This window comes from Novosphingobium sp. KA1, from assembly GCF_017309955.1.
In the GTDB taxonomy this organism is placed as follows: Bacteria; Pseudomonadota; Alphaproteobacteria; order Sphingomonadales; family Sphingomonadaceae; genus Novosphingobium.
The window spans coordinates 1,192,159-1,210,249 of the sequence record NZ_CP021248.1 but is presented as its reverse complement, the minus strand read 5'-3'; the positions used below and the strand labels follow the sequence as shown (position 1 = coordinate 1,210,249).

The following is an 18,091-nucleotide window of genomic DNA, read 5'->3' as shown; positions in this document are numbered from 1 at the left end:
CTCGCAGTCCAGACGGTATTTTATTCCGTGCCGAGCGCTTCCACCGGGTGGTGGCAGAGCCAGGCATGGTTCTGGCCCTGCCGCAGCGGCGGAGCCTCGCAATTGCAGCGTCCGCGAATGGCCGAGACGCAGCGCGGCTCGAAGCGGCAGATCTCGCGGTTGAGCGGAAGTCCGGTCCCGGCGGCGCGGGCGGCGCTCGACGCCAGCCAGCCGGGGGCCATCTGCGGCACCGATTCCAGCAGCAGGCGGGTATAGGGATGGTGCGGACCGCGCGCGAAAGCGGCGCAAGTCGCGCTTTCCACCGCGCGGCCGCCGTAGAGCACCATGATCCGGTCGCAGAACGTGCGCACCGTGGAGATGTCGTGGCTGATGAACATGACCGCGATGCCCAGATCCCGGCGCAGGCTATCGATCAGTTCGAGGATCGCCTGCCCGACGATGGTGTCGAGCGCGGAAGTCACTTCGTCGCAAATCAGCAGTTCCGGTTCGGCGGCGAGCGCGCGGGCGAGGTTGACGCGCTGCTTCTGGCCGCCCGAAAGCGCGCGGATATTGCGCGTGGCGGTGGCGGCGGGAAGCTGGATCAGGTCGAGCAGCTCGGCGACGCGTTTTTGCGCGGCGGCGCCGCGAATGCCGTGGTGGAGCGCCAGCGGCCGGGCCAGCAGCTCGCCCACGGTCTTGACCGGATTGAGCGCGGTCTCGGCATGCTGGAACACCAGCTGCACCTTGCGGAACTGCTCGCGGCTGCGCCCGCCAAGGTCTGCCGGAAGCGGGGTGCCGTCCAGCATCACCTCGCCGCCCGCAAGGGGCACGAGCCCGGCGACGACTTTGGCAAGCGTCGACTTGCCCGAACCGGATTCGCCGATCACGCCCACCGCCTCGCCGCGTCCGCAGAGCAGCGAGACGTCTTCGAGGATCGGCACTTCCGGCCGTCCGTCGCGGATCTTGCCGTAGCCGGCGGACAGGCCGTCGATTTGCAGCAGGGGCACGCATTCCTGCTCGGGCCGGGGCAGGCGGGTGAGCCCGCCATGGTCGGCGGCGGCGAGCAGGGCGCGGGTATAGGGATCGGCGGGGCTGCCAAACACCGTGCCGAGCGAACCCGCCTCCCGGGTGCGCCCGTTCTGGAGCACCAGCACTTCGTCCGCCATCTGCGCGACGACCGGCAGGTCGTGGCAGACGTAGACGGCGGTGGCGCCGCTCTCGGCAATGGCGGCCTTGAAGGCTTTGAGCACTTCGACCTGGGTGGTCACGTCGAGCGCGGTGGTCGGCTCGTCGAAGATCAGCAGTTCGGGGCCGGTGATGAGCGCCATCGCCGCCATCAACCGCTGGAGCTGACCGCCGGAAAGCTGGTGGGGATAGCGATCGCCGATGTTCTCGGGATCGGGCAGCGAGAGGCTGGCGAAGATGCGCCGCGCCCGCGCCATGGCCTCCTTGCGGGCTGCGAGGCGGTGGACGAGGAGCGGCTCGATCACTTGCGCCATGATCGTGCGCGAGGGGTTGAACGCCGCCGCCGCGCTCTGTGCCACATAGGCGACTCGGCGCCCGCGAAGGCCCCGCAGCGCCTTGCCGTCCATCAGGTCGACACGCTCGCCGCCGACCTCGATAGTGCCGCCGGCGATGCGCGCGCCGGGGCGGGCGTAGCCGGCAAGCGAAAGGGCGATGGTCGATTTGCCCGAACCGGATTCGCCGATCAGCGCCAGGGTCCGGCCGGGTTCGATCGCGAAACTGACATCCTCGACGATGGCCCGCTCGGCATCCGGCGGCCCGACGACGATGCGCAGGCCCGAGACCGTGATCTGCCCCCGCTTGGTGTCGTTCTGGTGGGTTTCTGGTACGGCCAGGGTCACGCCGTTTTCCCCTTCTTGAGCGCGTCGATCAGCAGGTTGGCGCCGACGGTCAGCGTGGCGATGGCAAGGGCAGGCGCGATGATCGCCGGGGCGCCCTCGGTGATGCCCGAGATGTTCTCGCGCACCAGTGAGCCGAGGTCGGCATGGGGCGGCTGCACGCCAAGGCCGAGGAAACTCAGGCCTGAAAGCAGCAGTACGATGAACACGAAGCGCAGGCCAAGGTCAGCCAGCAGCGGGTGCAACATGTTGGGCAGGATCTCGCCCAGCGCGATGCGGATCGGGGATTCGCCCTGTGCTCTGGCGAAAGTGACGTAGTCCATCGCGGCCAGGTCGAGGGCGATGGCGCGGGCGATGCGGAAATTGCCGGGCACATAGGTCACCGCCGCGATGAGCAGCAGCAGCCAGAGCGAGGAGCCGAATGCCGCCACCATGACCAGCGCGAAGACCTTCGAGGGAATCGAGATCAGCGTGTCCATCGTGCGCGAGATCACTTCGTCCACCCAGCCCTTGTGAACGGCGGCAACAAGGGCCAGCGACGTGCCGATCGTACTCGCCAGCAGCGCCGCGCCAAGGCCGAGGAACACGGTGTAGCGCGCGCCCCAGAGCAGGCGGCTCAGCACGTCGCGGCCGAGGTAGTCGCTGCCGAGCCAGAACCTGCCGGACATCGGCGAGAACACGTCGTAGTCGACGAAGGCGCCCACGGCATAAGGTGCGAGCAGCGGCCCGGCCAGCGCGGCGAGCAGCCAGAAGCAGACCAGGAACAGCCCGATGCGCCCCGGAAGCGGCAGTGACCGTGCGAAGGAGAGGAAAGGTCTCATCAGGCGCGCTGCCTCGGATTGCTGAGAATGGCGACGACGTCGGCGATGAGCACCAGCAGCAGGTAGGCGGCGCAGAAGATCATCGCGCAGCTTTGCAGCAGCGGCATGTCGCGGCTGGTGACGGCATTGACCATGAGGCTGGCAAGGCCGGGGAAGTTGAAGATGGTCTCGACGATGATCGCCCCGCCCAGCAGGTAGGACAGCGAAAGCGCGGCGGCATTGACGATCGGGCCGATGGCGTTGGGCATCACGTGCCAAAGCACGATGCGCCCGAAAGGCACGCCTTTCAGTTCCGCCATCTCGACATAACCGGCGTCGAGCTGGGCGATCATCGCCGCGCGGGTCATGCGCGCCATCTGCGCGACGACCACGAACGTCAGCGTCATCACCGGCAAGGCGCAAGAGCGGATGGTGTCGCCAAGGCTGGCCTCGGAGGAGACGAGCGCGATCGAGGGCAGCCAGAGCAGCTTGACCGAAAACACCAGCACGCCGAGCGTGGCGACAAGGAACTCCGGCACTGCCACCATCGACAGGGTGGCGAGCGAAAGCACGCGGTCCACCTTGCCGCCGCGATGGACGGCGGCGGCGATGCCCATGGCCAGCGCCAGCGGCACCGCGATCATGGCGGTAAAGCCTGCCAGCATCAGCGAATTGGGCAGCCGCTCGGCGATGATGTCGCGTACCGGCATGTTGGCAACCAGCGACTGGCCGGGATCGGCGCGCAGCATGCCGCCCAGCCACTGGACGTAGCGGGCGGGGGCAGGGCGATCGAGGCCCATCTCGTGGCGGAGCGCCGCGACTTGCGCAGGTGTGGCGCTCTGGCCCAGCGTTTCCTGTGCGGCATCACCGGGCAGCAGGCCGCTGATGGTGAAGACCACGATGGAAACCAGCAGCAGCGTCAGCAGCGCCGAGGCGGCGCGGCGGGCGACGAGGTGCAGGATCACGCTGGCGCCGCGCGGCGCCTTCCGGGCCACCTGGGGAAATGCATTGGCCATCAGGCGTCCAGCCATACATGCTGCGAGAAGCGGTAGCCCATGAAAGCGCCCAGCGGGATCGGGTGCAATCCTTTGATACGATTGTCATAGCCGTCGATCAGGCTGATGAACACGGGAATCGCGGTCCCCGCCTTGTCGTGGACGATCCTTTGCATCTCGCCGTAGATTTCCTTGCGCAAGGCCTCGTCCGGCTGCGAGCGGGCATCGGCCAGCAGACGGTCGAAGCGTTCGTTCTTCCAGCCGGTTTCGTTCCAGTCGCCGTTGGACTTGTAGAACTGGCTGAACAGCAGGTCCGCCGTGGGGCGCGGGTTGACGTTGCCGAAGGTCATCGGGTGGCGCATCCAGTGGGTGGACCAGTAGCCGTCCGCAGGCACGCGGTTGACCGCCAGTTCCAGCCCTGCCTGTGCGCCGAATTCCTGGATGATCGAGGCCATGTCGACCGACCCTTCCGCGGCGGGCGAGCAGTAGACCGGCACGCGCACGCCCTTGAGCCCGGCCTTGGCGATGTGCCAGCGCGCCCGGTCGAGATCGAGCGCGGTCTGCGGGATGTTCGGGTTGTAATAGGGGTGGAAAGGGGGGATCGGCTGGTCGTTGCCGATGGTCGCATGGCCCCGGAACAGCGCGCGCTTGACGAGCGGGCGGTCGATCAGGTGCTTGATCGCCTCCACGAAATGGGGATTGCCGGTGGGCGCGGCATCGGCGCGCATGATGAGGTCGGTGTAGAGACCGGAGGGGGTCGCCATAACCCGGTGGCTGCCGCTCGCCTCGATGCGGCGGATCGAGCGGGGATTGACCGCGTTGACCATGTGGCAGTCCCCGGCGAGCAGCGCATTGACGCGGCTGACTTCGTCGGGAATCGCGATCAGCTCGATCCGGTCGAGATAGGGGCGGCCGGGCATCCAGTAGTCGGCGAAACGCTCGCCCACGGTGCGCACGCCGGGCTGGAAGTGGCGGACGCGGAACGGGCCGGTGCCGTTGCCGCGCGGACGGGTGTCGCCCTTGCGGACGATGGCGAACTGCGGCTGCGAAAGGATCGCGGGCAAGTCGGCATTGGGAGCGGTAAGGCGGATCGTCACTTCGTGGCGGCCGCTGGCGCGCACCGAGGCGAAGTCCGCGGCGATACCTGCCAGTTTGGAGGCCGTGGCCGGGTCCTTGTGGCGCAGCAGCGAGAAGACCACGTCGTCGGCGGTAAAGTCTCCGCCGTCGTGGAACGTCACGCCGCGCCGCAGCTTGATGATCCAGGTCTGCCGGTCTCGGCTTTCGAGGCTTTCGGCAAGCGCCGGGACAGGCCTTAACCGGGCGTCGGGCGTGGTGAGGCCTTCGTAGACCATGCCGATCCGCACATAGTCGGTCGAGACCGAGGCCTTGGCCGGGTCGAGCGTGTCCGCCGTCGAGCTGGACTGGGTGGCGACGCGGATCGAGCCGCCGCGCCGGGGCACTGCCAGCACCTTCTGCGCCCGGCCGAAGGTCAGCAGTCCGGCTCCGGCAAGGCCGCCCGCCAGTGCCGCGCGGCGGGAGAATCCACTGCCGCTCATCGGCGCGCGTCCGGCATGCCCGTCCGGCGGCCGCAAGGGCTGGGTCGGGCGGGGCTGGAGCAGGAATTGGCCATGGGCGTGATCGTCTCTCTCGTGCCGTTTTTGCAGAAGCAGGCAGGACGCCGGCTTGATGGTCTACAGCATCACGCTTCGATCGAAAGGTGCCTTCGATTGTGGGGTGCCAAATGCGCAGATCGGGAAATTTGACGCGCGTTTGCGGCACAGTCTGCTGCGCCGCTTCCGGCCCTTGCGCGTGGCACGCGCGCGCGTTCCTCGAACTATCCGGGAAAGCGGCACGAGGCCGTGCGGGAGGCGGTAGCAATGCCCCATTGGCACCCGCGGCACTTTGTTCCATTAGGCTCCCGCAAATTGTCAGAAAATCCTCCGCGCGAGGTAAAAACGGGTGCGGAACGGACCGAGTCTCCTGTCCAATGCCTGAAAAGGAGGTTCGCGATCATGGCCACCATTGCCCGCTCTGAGCCGTTCGGCTCTGCCGCTACACCCGTAAAGGCCGCCGCCCGGCGCCTGACCAGCATCGATGCCCTGCGCGGCTTCGTGATGGTCATCATGCTGCTCGACCACGTGCGCGAGACCTGGTTCCTGCACTTGCAGGTTTCCGATCCGGTCGATGCCCGCACGGTCATGCCGGCGTTGTTCTTTACCCGCTATCTCAGCACGATCTGTGCGCCGGTCTTTGTCGGGCTCACCGGATTGTCGGCTTTCCTCTACGGCCGTACGCACACGAAGGGCGAAGTCTCGCGCTTCCTGATCGAGCGCGGGCTGTTCCTGATGTTCCTCGAACTCACGTTCGTGAACTTCGCCTGGACCGCCAAGTATCCGCCGGAGACGATCTGGTTCCAGGTGATCTGGGCCATTGGCGTCGCGATGATCGCGCTGGCCGCGCTGCTGCACCTGCCGAGGAAGGCGATCTTCGCGATCGGTCTTGCGATCGTGTGCGGGCACAACCTGCTCGACGGTGTGCATGTCGCCCCGGACAGCCCGCTGTTCGCGCCCTGGGCGATGCTGCACGAGCGCCAGGCCTGGGACTTCGCCGGGATCACGTTCAAGACGACTTATCCGGTGCTGCCATGGATCGGCCTGATCTCGCTTGGCTATTGCATGGGGCCGTGGTTCGCGGGTGATCTTGCGCCGGAAGTGCGCCAGAAGCGCATGACGATGACCGGCCTTGCCATGCTGGCGGCCTTCGTCGCCCTGCGCACGCTCAATGTCTACGGCGATGCACCGCGCTTCGTGGTTGAAGGCGATGGCCTGCGCACGTTCATGAGCTTCATGGCACTCACCAAGTATCCGCCTTCGCTGCTCTACCTGCTGTTCAACTGCGGGCTAGGGATGATCCTGCTCTCGGCCTTCGAGAAGATCGACGGCGGGCGTGTGTCGCAGTGGCTCTCGGTCATGGGCGGGGCGCCGATGTTCTTCTACATGCTGCACCTCTACGTGCTGAAAGTGCTCTACCTGATCGCCTTCGCCATCTGGGGCGCGAACAAGGGCAAGTTCTTCGGTGTCGACAATCTGGCGTGGGTCTGGGTCTGGTACGTGGGTCTGATCGTGCCGCTCTACTTCCCGACGCGCTGGTTCTCGAACCTCAAGAAGCGCCGCCGCGACATCTGGTGGCTCAAGTATCTATAAAAAAACCGAGCCCCCAACGCGGGTCGCACCGAGCGGGCCGGATCGCACCAGCGATCCGGCCCGTTTCCGTTGGGCCGAGGCAAAGGCGACAAAAAACGGGCCGGGCCGCTCTGGGATGCGACCCGGCCCGTCGAAGTGGCCCGATAGTGCGGGCGTTTCAGGAGCGCAGGATAACGAACAGCTTGCGGGTAGGGCCGATGCCCCGCCAGGAGGCGACGCTGCCAGCGGGAATGACCACCAGATCGCCCGGGCGGGCCGTGGCTTCGTTGCCGTCGGCATCACCGAAAGCCACGTCGCCTTCCAGCAGCAGCATGACCTCCCAATGCGCGTAGGGCATCGGAAGGCGGTGATAGGGCGTGGAACTCCAGGTGCCAGCGTAGAACAGCGTGTCGGCGCTGCGGAAGTCTACGTGCTGGGCGCAGGCGGGTTCCTTGTCGCCGACCAGCAGGTCGGGATTGGGGCGCGCCGAAGGTTCATGCGCGGCAGCAAAGTCGATGCGGGTGAGTCGCGCACCGTCCGGTCCCGGCTTCGCGGCACCGACGACGATCGCGCGCACCGGGGTCGCGGCGCGCCAGTGGAAGGTCGTGCCCGCCGGAACGAGGGCAGCCTCGCCCGCGTCAAGGCGCAGCGTCACGCCATCGGCGGTGAGCGAAAGCGTTCCCTCGCGGACCAGCACGATCTCGCTGAGGTCGCTGGTGGCGATGCCGTGGCTTTCGGCAAGCAGCAGGGCATCGATCCGCATGCCGTCTTGCGGGACGGGCACGCCGACGCGGGCCGCGCGCCAGTCCTCTCCGAAGGAAGAACCGGCGGCGGCCGCGAAGGCGCCAAGATCGATGTAGGGGGCTTTGGCGGCGATACCCGCGGTCACAGCCCGAGCAGGCCCGGCAAGCCCGAGATGTCGGGGATCTCGTTGACCTCGTAGTAGCTGTTCAGCGGCTCATGCCCGCGATTGACAAAGGCCTTCATCTTCACGCCCATGTCGTAGGCGGTCATGAGGTCGTAGCGGAAGCTGGACGAGCAGTGCAGCACGTCCTCGGGATTGCAGTTCAGGCTGTCGAACATGAACTCGAAGCCCTTCATGCGCGGCTTGTAGGACTGTGCTTCCTCGGCGGTGTAGACGGCGTGGAAGGGGGCTTCGAGCGCCTTGACCGCGTGCGGGATCAGGTCAACCATCGAGTTGGAGAGGATCACCAGCGGGAATTCCTCGGCCACGCGCTTGAGCGGCTCGACCACGTCGGGATGCGGGCCCCAGTGCGGGATTTCGGCGTAGATCACGGCTGTGTCGGCATCGCGGTATTCGACGCCGAGCTTCTTGCAGGTGCGGCGCAGTGCGCCTTCCACCACGTCGCGATAGGGCTTCCACGCGCCCAGCACTTCGTCGAGGCGGTAGGATGAGAATTCGCGCACGAAAGCATCCATCTGCGCCGGCTCGGGAAGACGGTCGGCATAGGCGCGGCGTGCGGCCGGGCCCATCTCGAAGTAGAGCAGCGTGCCGTAGCAATCGAACGTAATGTATTTCGGGCGCAGGGCCATCTTCGCGTTCCTTGTTGCGGATCAGGTGAGATAAGGATTGCGTCAGCAGGGGCGGGGGGTGACACCGGCTTTCCGGCTATCGAGCGGGCTTCCCGCCGTATCTTCACGGGCGTGCGGCAGATCATGCCGCGAGCGAATCCGGCTCCTTGCAGTCAGCTTTTCCAGTCGAGGAACCGGTACCAGGCGCCGACGAAAGGCAGGAACCATGGCGGGCCGAGATGGCCGGGAATGGCATCGAAAGCCTTGCCCGCCAGCGGGTTGGCATCGGCCTCTCCGGCGATGACGCGGGCCATGCGGTCGCCGATGAAGCCCGCGAACTGCGCGCCGTGGCCGCTGAGGCCGATGGCATAGTGCAGCCCCTGATGCTCGCCCGCGCGCGGCAGGCGGTCCGGCGTCATGTCGAGCACGCCGCCCCAGGTGTAGTCGATCGGCACTTCGGCGAGAGCCGGGAACACCTCGTCCAGCGTCTGGCGCAGGATCGCCCCGCTCTTGGCGTCGCTGGCCGGGTCGGAGAGGGCGAAACGTGCGCGCCCGCCGAAGATCAGGCGGTTGTCGGCGGTGAGGCGGAAGTAGTTGCCGATGTTCTTGGTGGTCACGCAGTTGCGCCTGCCGGTCATGGTCGCGGCGACCTGCTCGTCGGTCAGCGGGGCGGTGGCGACGATGAAGCTGCCCATCGGGATCGTGCGGCGCCGGATCCAGCGGAACGGGCCTTGCAGCGAAGGGCCGGTGGCGAGAAACACGGCATCGGCCACGACATTGCCCTTGGGCGTCGTCACCCGGTGGCGGCCGCCCGGCAGGCGCTCGATGCCGGTCACGGGGGCGTGTTCGAAGATCGCGGCGCCGTGGCGCGCCGCCGCTTCGGCCAGGCCGACGCCGTAGCGGCCCATGTGCATCTGCGCGCCGCGCGGCATGACAATGCCCGCATGGAAAGCCTCGGACTTCACCTCGTCCTGCACGGCTGCCTTGTCGAGAAAGACGAGATCGGGCTCGACCTCGCGCGCAAGAAACTCGCCCGAGCGCTTGAGGCCCTCGACATGGCTGGCCTTGGCGGCCAGCTTGATCTTGCCGTTGCGCACGAAGTCGCAGTCGATCGCTTCCTCGCGCACGGTCGCCTCGACGAAATCGACGGCGGAATCGTAGAGGCCGTAGAGCCGTTTCGCCTCGGCGAGCCCCACCTTGGCGGCAAGTCCGCCAAGGTCGCTGGCGGTGCCGTTGTTGCAGTGCCCGCCGTTGCGTCCCGACGCCGCAGCAGCCACTTCTCCCGCTTCAAGCAAGACGGTGTCGATCCCGCGCATGGCCAGCGTGCGCGCGGCGGACAGGCCGGTGAAGCCACCGCCGACCACGACAACCGAGGCGCGTTCGGGCACGCGGCCCTCGCGCGCTGACGAGAAGGGCTTGCGGGTATCGGTCCAGTAAGGCTTGAGCTGCATGTCGCGTTCGTACTCCGGAAGGCCCGGACGGGATGTGCAACCTGAACGGTGTGCTTGCCAAGGCCTCTTGCGGGAAATGCTACGGGCGCGGCTTGGCAGGATGTTCCGAATTTGCCGGGGGGGCGGTTGATGCTGCCGCGATGCGGGGCATGCTCGGAAGCCTGCTGTCGCGGTGCGGATTTAGGATGAAGCAAGAGAGCCATGGCTGCAAAGGAGTCGCCCCGAACGATGCTCACCACCGAAGATCCTGGCGGAATTGCGCTGCTTTTGCCGGAAGTGACGGCGATCCGCCGCGATATCCACGCCCATCCCGAACTGGCTTACGAGGAGCATCGGACCGCAGGCATCGTTGCGGACTATCTGCGGGGCGTCGGTCTCGAAGTGACGACCGGAATCGGCGGAACCGGCGTGGTGGGCACGCTGCGGCGGGGTTCGTCGCCACGCACAATCGGGCTGCGCGCGGACATGGACGCGCTGGGTTTTCAGGAAGAGACGGGCCTGCCGCACCAGAGCGTGACGGCCGGCAAGTTCCATGGCTGCGGCCATGACGGCCACACCGCGATGCTGCTTGGCGCGGCGCGGCACATTGCCGAAAAGGTCGAGTTCGACGGCACCGTCCATTTCATCTTCCAGCCCGCCGAGGAGGGCCTGGGCGGCGCGAAGGCGATGATCGAGGACGGCCTGTTCGATCGTTTCGACTGCGAGGAAGTCTATGCCGTTCACAACTGGCCGGATCTTCCTGCCGGACATTTCCAGACGCGCACGGGCCCGATCATGGCGGCGGCGGACCGGTTCGAACTGACCGTGATGGGCAAGGGCGGTCATGCCGCCCTGCCGCACCAGACGCCCGACGCGGTTCTGGCCGCCGCCGATCTTGTCATGCAGCTCAACACCATCGTCGCGCGCCGGGTGCCGCCGCAGGAAACGGCGGTGCTGTCGGTGACGATGATCCAGGGCGGCGCCACGCACAACGTGATCCCCGCCGAAGTGCGTGTCACGGGCACCGTGCGCACGTTCGTACCCGCCGTGCAGGACCGCATCGAGGCATCCCTGCGCGAGATGGCGGCAGGCGCGGCGCGCAGCCACGAGGTGGAGATCGCCGTCCATTACGACCGCTATTATCCCGCCACCGTCAATGCCGAGGCCTGCGCCGCCCGCGCGCTGGCGGCGGCCGCGGCGATCCCCGGCGTAGAGGCTTCGCGCGCGCCTGAGGCCGCGTTCACTTCGGAAGACTTTTCCTTCATGCTTCAGGCCCGGCCCGGCGCCTATTGCTGGCTGGGGCAGGGCGGTGAGGATCATGGGGCGGCGTTGCATAATCCGCACTATGATTTCAACGACGAGGTGAGCGGTATCGGCATCGCCTGGTTCGCCAATGTCGTGCGTGAGGCGCTTGGGCAGTAAAGGAACGGGCGGATGGCGGTTGCACCATCCGCCGGAAGTATCAGCCCGGAACAGCCACTACGGCTTCCAGTTCGACCAGGAAGCCATAGTGCAGTTCCGGCACCGGAACGACTGAGCGGGCGGGGCGGACATCGCCCATCGTGGCGGCATAGACCTTGTCGAATTCGGGCCAATGCTCGATCCCGGCGATAAACACGGTGACCTTGACGATATCCTCGCGGGTGGCGCCGGCGCTTTCGATCACGGTCATCAGATTGGCCAGCACGGCTTCGGTCTGTTCGACGAAACCCGGGCCCACCGGCTTGCCCTCGCGGTCGAACGGCAACTGGCCCGATACGAACATCAGGCCGCCCGCGATGCTGGCATGGGAATAGTGCCCGCGCGGATAAGGCAGGCTGTCGCTGTAGAAACGCTGCACTTTGCTCATCTTCGTTTTCACTTTCAAAAAGACAGGAGCTATCGGGAATGAACCTTGAAACGACCACGGCCACGGGGACGCTGGCGATCGGCCCCGACGATGTGCGCGATGCCGCAGCCACCATCGCCGGCGTTGCCGTGCGCACGCCGCTGCTGGAATACCGCTTTCTGAACGAGAAAGCAGGGCGCCGGGTGCTGATCAAGTTCGAAGGCGCGCAGATCGGCGGCGCCTTCAAGTTTCGCGGCGCCTACAACCGCCTTGCCCGCATTCCCGAGGCCGAGCGGCCGAGCGGTGTCGTCGCCTGGTCCTCGGGCAATCACGCGCAGGGCGTGGCGGCGGCGGCCCGTATCCTCGGCATTCCCGCCGCCATCGTGATGCCGGCCGATGCGCCCGCGATCAAGATCGCCAATACCCGCGCGCTGGGGGCCGAAGTCGTGCCTTATGACCGCGCCACCCAGTCGCGCGAAGAGATCGCCACCCGGCTTGCCGAAGAACGCGGGGCCGTGCTGGTGCCGAGTTTCGACGATCCCTACATCATTGCCGGGCAGGGTACGGCGGGTCTCGAAATCGTCGAACAGGCTGCCGAACTGGGTGTCGTGATCGGTCAGGTTCTGGTCTGTTGTGGCGGCGGCGGGCTGGTTGCGGGAATTGCCACGGCCCTGAACGATGCGCTTCCGGACGCAGCCGTCTGGTCGGTTGAGCCCGAAGCATTCGACGATAGCGCCCGCTCGCTGGTTTCGGGCCAGCGCGAGGCCGTGGCGGCAGGGGCCAGCTCGATCTGCGACGCCTTGCTGGCCCCGATGCCGGGCGAACTGACATTTCCGATCAACAAGGCACTGCTGGCCGGCGGCCTCTCGGTGAGTGACGCGGAAGTGCGCGCGGCGATGCGCTATGCTTTCGAAGTGCTCAAGCTAGTGATCGAGCCGGGCGGCGCGGTCGCGCTGGCGGCGCTGCTGGCGGGTAAGGCCCCCGAAACCCAGGGAGCGACCGTGGTGCTCGTGTCCGGCGCCAATGTCGATCCGGCCTTTTTCGGGGACCTTCTGCACGTCGGTGCCGGGGCTCAATAGCCCCGTTTTCGGTCAACCTCGCCGGGGAGCGCTTCTCCGGCGAGGTCGCCGCGCACGTTCTCGATGAGCGCGTGTACCGCCGTCTCGATGCGGGTGACACCGGCGATGTGCGGGGTGATGAGGACGCGCGGATCGCTGCGCAAGGGATGGTCGCCGGGTAGCGGTTCGATTTGTGCGACGTCGAGCACGGCCTCGGAAATCTGCCCGTTTGCCAGCGCAGAAAGCAGATCGGCTTCGATCAGGTGGCCGCCGCGCGCCGCGTTGATGAGGCGGGCGCCCTTGGGGAGTTTGGCGAAGAGTTCGGCTGAAAGGATGCCGCGCGTCTCATCGGTCAGCGGCAGCAGGCAGACCAGAATGTCGGTTCCGGCCAGGAAGGCGTCCAGTTCACCCGCTCCGGCAAAGCACTCGACCCCGTCGATGGCTCGTGCGCTGCGATTCCAGCCGCGCAGGCGAAAGCCGAGCGGGGCCAGCATCGCGAGCGAGGCCTTGCCCAGTTCGCCAAGACCCATCACCCCGACGCTGCGCTCCTCGCACAGCAGGGTCGCGTGCGGGCTCCATTCGCCGCGCACTTGCGCGTCGCGGTAGAAGGCGAATTCGCGGTGCAGTGCCAATGCGGCGGCGGCGACATATTGCGCCATGGTCGTGGTGATGCCGGGTTCGATCATGCGCACGACGCGGACATGACCGGGCAGGCGTGAAAGGTCGAGCTGGTCCACCCCGGCGCCGATGCTGAACAGCACTTCCAGTGCGGGCAGCGAAGCGATCAGCTCGTCGGTCAGCTTCCAGGCGACGAGGTAGCGGATATCGGCAGGATTGCCGAGATCCGGCCAGTTGCGGAACTCCACTTCGGGCAGGGCGCGGTGGAATTCGGCTTGCCAGAGCGTGGCGCGCTCTTCGGGGCCGACATGGAGGATCGCGGTCATCTTCGGGAATGTCCTTATGGCTGCTGTCGCCTTGCGGTCCGCGATGGGGCAAGGCGTGTCGGGCCACAAGCGCAGGAACAGCCGGAGAAGGGAAAAAGGGTCCGCGATCGTTCCCAAGGGACAGGGAACGATCGCGGCAGGATGGGTGAAATCAGAACGAGAAGTCGGCGCGCAGGGTGATCGTGCGCGGAGTGCCGGGCGTCACCCAGTAGCGGTGATAGGAGGCCGCGTACCAGGTCTTGTCGAACAGGTTGGTGACGTCGAGGCTGAACTTCATCTGCTCGGTCGGCTTGTAGCTGGCCATGGCGCGGACCAGCGTGTAGCCGGGCAGCCAGAAGTCGTAGCCGGTCTCGCCAAGGCGCTTGCTGGCCGCGTTGACGCCGCCGCCGACGGTGAAGACGCCCACGTTGCCTGCGTCGAATTCCTTGGTGACCAGCAGGTTGCCCGCATGCTTGGGAATGTTGATCAGCGGATCGCCGGGGTTGATCGTCAGCCCGAAGGCCGGATCGAGCGCGGACTTGGTCCATTCGGCATCGGTGTAGGCGTAAGTCGCATAGAGCGTGAAGCCCAGCGGCAGCTTGGCGTTGAGATCCGCCTCGATGCCCCGGCTGCGCGCCTTGCCGCCTGCGAGGCTGAAGCCCGCGTTGAGCGGATCGGCGGTCAGCACGCCGTTCTTGGTCATGTGATAGACCGCGACCGAGCTGGTGATCGAATTGTCCGGCGAGACGAAGCGGAGACCCGCCTCATAGGACTTGCTGGTTTCCGGACCGAAGGCGTTGCCATTGGCGTCGATACCGCTGTTCGGGCGGAAGCCGGTGCCGTAGCTTGAATAGATACTCAGCGTGTCGGTGATCTCGTAGAGCGCGCCGACCGAGGGACTGAAGCGGGTCTTGGTGGTGTCGACGCCGTTGTCGATGGTCTGGTGGAAGTGATCGAAACGGCCGCCGCCGCGGATCTTGAAGTGGTCGGTGACGTCGATCTGGTCCTGGAAGTAGACGCCCCAGGCCTTCTGCGTTTCGTAGGTGTCCTGCACGATGGAGGCGGTGGTCGGCTGCTGGCCGTAGACCGGATTGTAGATGTTGATCGCGTTGTTGGCCGCCGTGATCGGGCTGCCGGCGGTATAGGCGGACGGGCGGAAGCGCATCGACAGGGTGTCGATGTCGAACTTGTCCCAGTCGGCGCCGATCAGCACGTGGTGGGTGAAGGGGCCGGTATAGATCTTGCCGGAGATTTCGGCGCGGGCGGCCATGTAGTCGGTGTCATAGTCGCGATAGCGGCGCTGGCGCGAGAGGTAGTCGCCGGTTTCTTCCAGCGTCTGGCGGCTTCCGGCGAGTTCAGCGTCGCTTGAATAGCCCTTGAAGGTGGTCTTGCGGTAGTTGAAACCGGCCAGGAACACCCAGTCGCCGCCGAGATCCTGCTCCAGCTGGGCCTGATGGCCGAACACGGTGACGTGATTGGGGCCGTCGCCCGGCTCGCCGAAGAAGCGCGATCGGGGCACCACGCCCAGCTTGCCGTCCACCGCGATGGTGCCGCGGTCGAAAAACACGTACTGGTCGACCACTTCCATTTCGTAGGTCAGCGTGGTCGTGTCGGTCGGCTTGAACAGTACCGACGGGGTCAGCACTTTCTTGCGGGAGTAGATGTAGTCGCGGAAGCTGTCGGCCTCCTGCGCGGCGCCGTTGATGCGCACGGCGAGGTTGTCGGCCAGCTTGAGGTTGAAGTCGCCCTCGATGCGGTAGGTATCGTAGCTGCCGCCGGAGATCGCGAAGCTGCCGAAGGTGTCGTCGGTCTTGGCCTTCTTGGTGATGATGTTCACCGTGCCGCCGGGCTCACCGCGTCCGAAAACCGCGCCGTTCGGGCCCTTCAGGATGTCGATGCGTTCGATGTTGGAGGCGTCGCGGGGGCCGCCGTAGCCGCGCCCGCCGTTGAAGCCGTTGACAAGGAAGCCGCTGGGGAAGTTCTCGTCACCGGCGAAGCCGCGGATGGCAAAGGCGTCCCACAGGCCGCCGAAGTTGTTCTGGCGGGCGATGCCGCTGGCAAGGTCGAGCGCGGTATCGAGCCGGGTGATGTTGAGGTCGGCCAGCATCTTGCCGTCGATCTGCTGGACACTCTGCGGCACTTCCTTCAGCGGAACGTCGCCGCGATACTGTTCGCGCTTGCCGGAAACGACGATGTCACTTGCGGGATCGGCAGTAGCCGCCTCTGCGACTGCGGCTTCTTCTTCGGCGAAGGCAGGAAAAGCGATCATCGCGCAGCCCGTGGCGAGGGCGATGTTCAATGCGGACTTCCATCGTGTCATGTCGTGACCCCTCATAAGGTGCGTTGTTCTGTCCTGCCTGCGTTTATTGCCCGCCTTGTTCTTGTTTACGGATCATGGGTTTGTCCGTTGTATTCTGGTTGGCGGCTTTTGTTCTGTTGATGGAAGCTTATGGGGCGCGGGTACGAATCTTTGATCGAAACATGCCGATCCGGCGGCGGAAAATGACGAAAAATGACACTGCGCCGCGCTTTATGCCGCCGTTTGCCGGGGCTGGAAATCCGGCATTTCCTGCTGCTGTGGAAGGCGCTCCCGATGGCCAAAAAGAACCCGTGGAAGCGGGCGCTTCCACGGGTTTGCGAAGGGGCGAGCCGGATCCGGTGAGGGCTGGTTCCGGCTCGTTTCCCGCGCTGCGCCCAGGTGCGGAAAGGGCGCGGCGCAGGGGAATGGAAACAGGGCTATTCACCCGGCCGGAACAGGTCCTTGTAAAAGCCGGTGGTCTTCACGGTGATGGTGACAGGGGTATCGCCCTTGTTGCGCCAGTACCAACCGTGGGTGCCCTCGAACGGCGCGGTGAAATCGCCCTTGGCGGAGGCGAGTTCGCGTTCCTTCCAGTAGCTGGTGAACTCGCCCTCGGCGGCATTGGGATGCTCGCCGTGCATGTCGACCTTGAGCGGGCCGCTTGCCTTCCATTCGAAGACGAAACTGTCGCCCGCATTCATGTGCGCCTTCACTTCCTTGCCGCTGTGCGGGGGAAGCGCGATGGTCATCGTATCGCTGCGCATGGCGGAGGCGCGCTCGATGCTGGTGCGGCTGGGCAGAGCGGCGGGGGCAGAGGCGGGGGCGGCGCCTGCCGGAGAGAGGGCAGGCCCCGTTTCGGTCTCGGCTTGGGCCTCGCCGGTGGCCATGCCGGCAATGCCCAGCATGCCGCCGATACCGGTGGGGTCGATGCCGGCCTCGGCCGGAAGCACGCAGGTCACCAGCAGCACGGCAGCAACGGCAGCGGCGCCGAGGCTGGCCTTGGCAAGGGTCTTTGCCGGGACCTGGATCGAGGGCGGCAGCAGCAGGCTGGGATCGAAAGTCTGGGCCGTCATGTCAGGCTCCCTTGGTGAAATAGCCGGTGAGCTGGAAGCCCACGAGCACGAAGCCCGCGCACATCAGCGCGGCGTTGGCAGTGATGGCGCTGCGGCGGAAGCTGGGGGTGAGCCGCCAGAGGTTCATCGCGATCAGGATCAGCGAAAGCGCCATGAGCTGGCCCATCTCGACACCCACGTTGAACGCCACGAGGTTGGGCACGAGGCCGTCGCGCGAAAGGGTCAGGTCCTGCAGTTTGGTCGCCAGACCGAAGCCGTGGAAGAAGCCGAAGATCAGCACTGCCGCCTTGGGATTGGGCGAAACGCCGAAGACCGTCTTGAAACCGCCGAGATTGTCGAAAGCCTTGTAGGCCACCGACAGACCGATCACGGCGTCGACGATATAAGGATTGGCGCGGATGTCGAAGATCACCCCCAGCAGCAGCGTGGTGCTGTGGCCGATGGCAAACAGCGTCACGTAAGCGCCCACGTCCTTCATCCGGTAAAGGAAGAAGATCACGCCGCACAGGAACAGCAGGTGGTCGTACCCCGTCACCATGTGCTTGGCGCCGAGGTACATGTAGGGGATGATGTTCACCCCGGAGGTGCCCTGGATGAAGGCGGCGTCGTTTTCGGCGACGCCGTGGGCCTTGGCGACCGAGGCGATGAGGGCGAGGACAAGCGCGGCGATGAGCGCCGCGCCCGTTTTTGCCTGCGGCGTCAGCCTGTCAGGCAACAAGGATAGCGCGCCGCCCACCGTCAGATCGCGGTGAACGAGGCAAAGGTCTTGGCCTGATCGCGCTTGCCGACCAGGGCGACCACCACCTTGGCGCCCTTGGGGGCGACAAGCCCCGGCGCCGAGAAGCGGTTACCGCCGGCGGGGACGAGCGTGACCTGCGTTTTTTTGCCGGCCACCGTCACGGTCACCTTGGCGTCGAAATCGCTGGCGGACACGGGTTCATCCTCTTCGGTGACGAAGAAGCTCACGCCCTTGGGGCCCTTGACCAGTTCGACAAGGATCTCGCCCGACATGGCGACGATGCCGCCGTGCTGGGGCTTCATGCTGCCGTGCGCGAAGCTGGCGACCGGGGCGGAAAGAACGAGGGAGGCCGCGAGCAGGGCGGCGATACGCTTGGTGTTCATGGGAGGG

16 protein-coding genes are annotated in these 18,091 nt (G+C 66.2%); 3 read left to right on the top strand and 13 right to left on the bottom strand.

What is annotated here, in order from left to right; genetic code table 11:
* Positions 1 to 20: 20 nt before the first annotated feature.
* The 4 genes from CA833_RS23205 to CA833_RS23190 are packed head-to-tail and all read right to left on the bottom strand — an operon-like array spanning position 21 to position 5,192.
* Positions 21 to 1,844 (bottom strand): ABC transporter ATP-binding protein, encoded by a 1,824-nt coding sequence (locus CA833_RS23205; RefSeq protein WP_242526442.1) that lies wholly within the window; start codon positions 1,842 to 1,844, stop codon positions 21 to 23.
* Positions 1,841 to 2,662, bottom strand: coding sequence for an ABC transporter permease (locus CA833_RS23200; protein ID WP_207080358.1), 822 nt, complete (start codon positions 2,660 to 2,662; stop codon positions 1,841 to 1,843). The genes CA833_RS23205 and CA833_RS23200 overlap by 4 nt, the downstream gene beginning before the upstream one ends.
* Positions 2,662 to 3,657, bottom strand: a complete 996-nt coding sequence (locus tag CA833_RS23195) for an ABC transporter permease (RefSeq protein WP_207080357.1) — start codon at positions 3,655 to 3,657, stop codon at positions 2,662 to 2,664. Before CA833_RS23195 ends, CA833_RS23200 begins: the two co-directional genes overlap by 1 nt.
* Positions 3,657 to 5,192, bottom strand: a complete 1,536-nt coding sequence (locus CA833_RS23190; protein WP_207080356.1) for an ABC transporter substrate-binding protein — start codon at positions 5,190 to 5,192, stop codon at positions 3,657 to 3,659. The genes CA833_RS23195 and CA833_RS23190 overlap by 1 nt, the downstream gene beginning before the upstream one ends.
* 456 nt (positions 5,193 to 5,648) lie before the next feature.
* Here CA833_RS23190 and CA833_RS23185 point away from each other — a divergent pair, with 456 nt between their 5' ends.
* The gene (locus CA833_RS23185) at positions 5,649 to 6,839 is read left to right on the top strand and encodes a DUF1624 domain-containing protein (protein ID WP_207080355.1); all 1,191 of its coding nucleotides are present in this window, start codon (positions 5,649 to 5,651) and stop codon (positions 6,837 to 6,839) included.
* A gap of 157 nt (positions 6,840 to 6,996) precedes the next feature.
* Here CA833_RS23185 and CA833_RS23180 read toward each other — a convergent pair whose 3' ends face one another.
* The 3 genes from CA833_RS23180 to CA833_RS23170 form a co-directional block, all read right to left on the bottom strand.
* The gene (locus CA833_RS23180; protein ID WP_207080354.1) at positions 6,997 to 7,707 is read right to left on the bottom strand and encodes a cupin domain-containing protein; all 711 of its coding nucleotides are present in this window, start codon (positions 7,705 to 7,707) and stop codon (positions 6,997 to 6,999) included.
* A complete protein-coding gene (locus CA833_RS23175) occupies positions 7,704 to 8,372 on the bottom strand; it encodes a haloacid dehalogenase type II (protein ID WP_207080353.1) in 669 nt (222 codons plus the stop codon). The genes CA833_RS23180 and CA833_RS23175 overlap by 4 nt, the downstream gene beginning before the upstream one ends.
* Positions 8,373 to 8,524: 152 nt before the next feature.
* A complete protein-coding gene (locus CA833_RS23170) occupies positions 8,525 to 9,802 on the bottom strand; it encodes an FAD-binding oxidoreductase (protein ID WP_207080352.1) in 1,278 nt (425 codons plus the stop codon).
* 228 nt (positions 9,803 to 10,030) lie between these two features.
* Here CA833_RS23170 and CA833_RS23165 point away from each other — a divergent pair, with 228 nt between their 5' ends.
* On the top strand, positions 10,031 to 11,203 hold the full coding sequence (locus CA833_RS23165) for a M20 aminoacylase family protein (protein WP_207080351.1): 1,173 nt from the start codon (positions 10,031 to 10,033) through the stop codon (positions 11,201 to 11,203).
* Between the two features lie 40 nt (positions 11,204 to 11,243).
* Here the strand turns inward: CA833_RS23165 and CA833_RS23160 are convergent, their stop codons facing one another.
* Entirely contained in the window at positions 11,244 to 11,630 is a 387-nt protein-coding gene (locus CA833_RS23160) for a RidA family protein (RefSeq protein ID WP_207080350.1), read from the bottom strand.
* A gap of 38 nt (positions 11,631 to 11,668) precedes the next feature.
* On the opposite strand from CA833_RS23160, the gene CA833_RS23155 reads away from it, so the two are divergent.
* Complete coding sequence (locus CA833_RS23155) at positions 11,669 to 12,688, top strand: threonine/serine dehydratase (RefSeq protein ID WP_207080349.1); 1,020 nt, start codon at positions 11,669 to 11,671, stop codon at positions 12,686 to 12,688.
* Here the strand turns inward: CA833_RS23155 and CA833_RS23150 are convergent.
* From CA833_RS23150 to CA833_RS23130, 5 genes are all read right to left on the bottom strand, one after another.
* The gene (locus CA833_RS23150; RefSeq protein WP_207080348.1) at positions 12,682 to 13,611 is read right to left on the bottom strand and encodes a glyoxylate/hydroxypyruvate reductase A; all 930 of its coding nucleotides are present in this window, start codon (positions 13,609 to 13,611) and stop codon (positions 12,682 to 12,684) included. The two genes, CA833_RS23155 and CA833_RS23150, sit on opposite strands and share 7 nt — an antisense overlap.
* 151 nt (positions 13,612 to 13,762) lie before the next feature.
* Positions 13,763 to 15,910, bottom strand: a complete 2,148-nt coding sequence (locus CA833_RS23145; RefSeq protein ID WP_207080347.1) for a TonB-dependent siderophore receptor — start codon at positions 15,908 to 15,910, stop codon at positions 13,763 to 13,765.
* A 416-nt stretch (positions 15,911 to 16,326) separates the two neighbouring features.
* A complete protein-coding gene (locus tag CA833_RS23140) occupies positions 16,327 to 16,962 on the bottom strand; it encodes a hypothetical protein (RefSeq protein WP_207080346.1) in 636 nt (211 codons plus the stop codon).
* A 1-nt stretch (position 16,963) separates the two neighbouring features.
* Positions 16,964 to 17,632, bottom strand: coding sequence for a HupE/UreJ family protein (locus CA833_RS23135; protein WP_242526622.1), 669 nt, complete (start codon positions 17,630 to 17,632; stop codon positions 16,964 to 16,966).
* A 68-nt stretch (positions 17,633 to 17,700) separates the two neighbouring features.
* Entirely contained in the window at positions 17,701 to 18,084 is a 384-nt protein-coding gene (locus tag CA833_RS23130; protein WP_207080345.1) for a hypothetical protein, read from the bottom strand.
* Positions 18,085 to 18,091: the final 7 nt, after the last annotated feature.

Bases quoted from the DNA above. Each gene is read 5' to 3' on its own strand.
- CA833_RS23200 (WP_207080358.1), bottom strand. From the start codon at position 2,662: ATGAGACCTTTCCTCTCCTTCGCACGGTCACTGCCGCTTCCGGGGCGC.
- CA833_RS23195 (WP_207080357.1), bottom strand. From the start codon at position 3,657: ATGGCCAATGCATTTCCCCAGGTGGCCCGGAAGGCGCCGCGCGGCGCC.
- CA833_RS23190 (WP_207080356.1), bottom strand. From the start codon at position 5,192: ATGAGCGGCAGTGGATTCTCCCGCCGCGCGGCACTGGCGGGCGGCCTT.
- CA833_RS23185 (WP_207080355.1), top strand. From the start codon at position 5,649: ATGGCCACCATTGCCCGCTCTGAGCCGTTCGGCTCTGCCGCTACACCC.
- CA833_RS23175 (WP_207080353.1), bottom strand. From the start codon at position 8,372: ATGGCCCTGCGCCCGAAATACATTACGTTCGATTGCTACGGCACGCTG.
- CA833_RS23170 (WP_207080352.1), bottom strand. From the start codon at position 9,802: ATGCAGCTCAAGCCTTACTGGACCGATACCCGCAAGCCCTTCTCGTCA.
- CA833_RS23165 (WP_207080351.1), top strand. From the start codon at position 10,031: ATGCTCACCACCGAAGATCCTGGCGGAATTGCGCTGCTTTTGCCGGAA.
- CA833_RS23160 (WP_207080350.1), bottom strand. From the start codon at position 11,630: ATGAGCAAAGTGCAGCGTTTCTACAGCGACAGCCTGCCTTATCCGCGC.
- CA833_RS23155 (WP_207080349.1), top strand. From the start codon at position 11,669: ATGAACCTTGAAACGACCACGGCCACGGGGACGCTGGCGATCGGCCCC.
- CA833_RS23150 (WP_207080348.1), bottom strand. From the start codon at position 13,611: ATGACCGCGATCCTCCATGTCGGCCCCGAAGAGCGCGCCACGCTCTGG.
- CA833_RS23145 (WP_207080347.1), bottom strand. From the start codon at position 15,910: ATGACACGATGGAAGTCCGCATTGAACATCGCCCTCGCCACGGGCTGC.
- CA833_RS23140 (WP_207080346.1), bottom strand. From the start codon at position 16,962: ATGACGGCCCAGACTTTCGATCCCAGCCTGCTGCTGCCGCCCTCGATC.
- CA833_RS23130 (WP_207080345.1), bottom strand. From the start codon at position 18,084: ATGAACACCAAGCGTATCGCCGCCCTGCTCGCGGCCTCCCTCGTTCTT.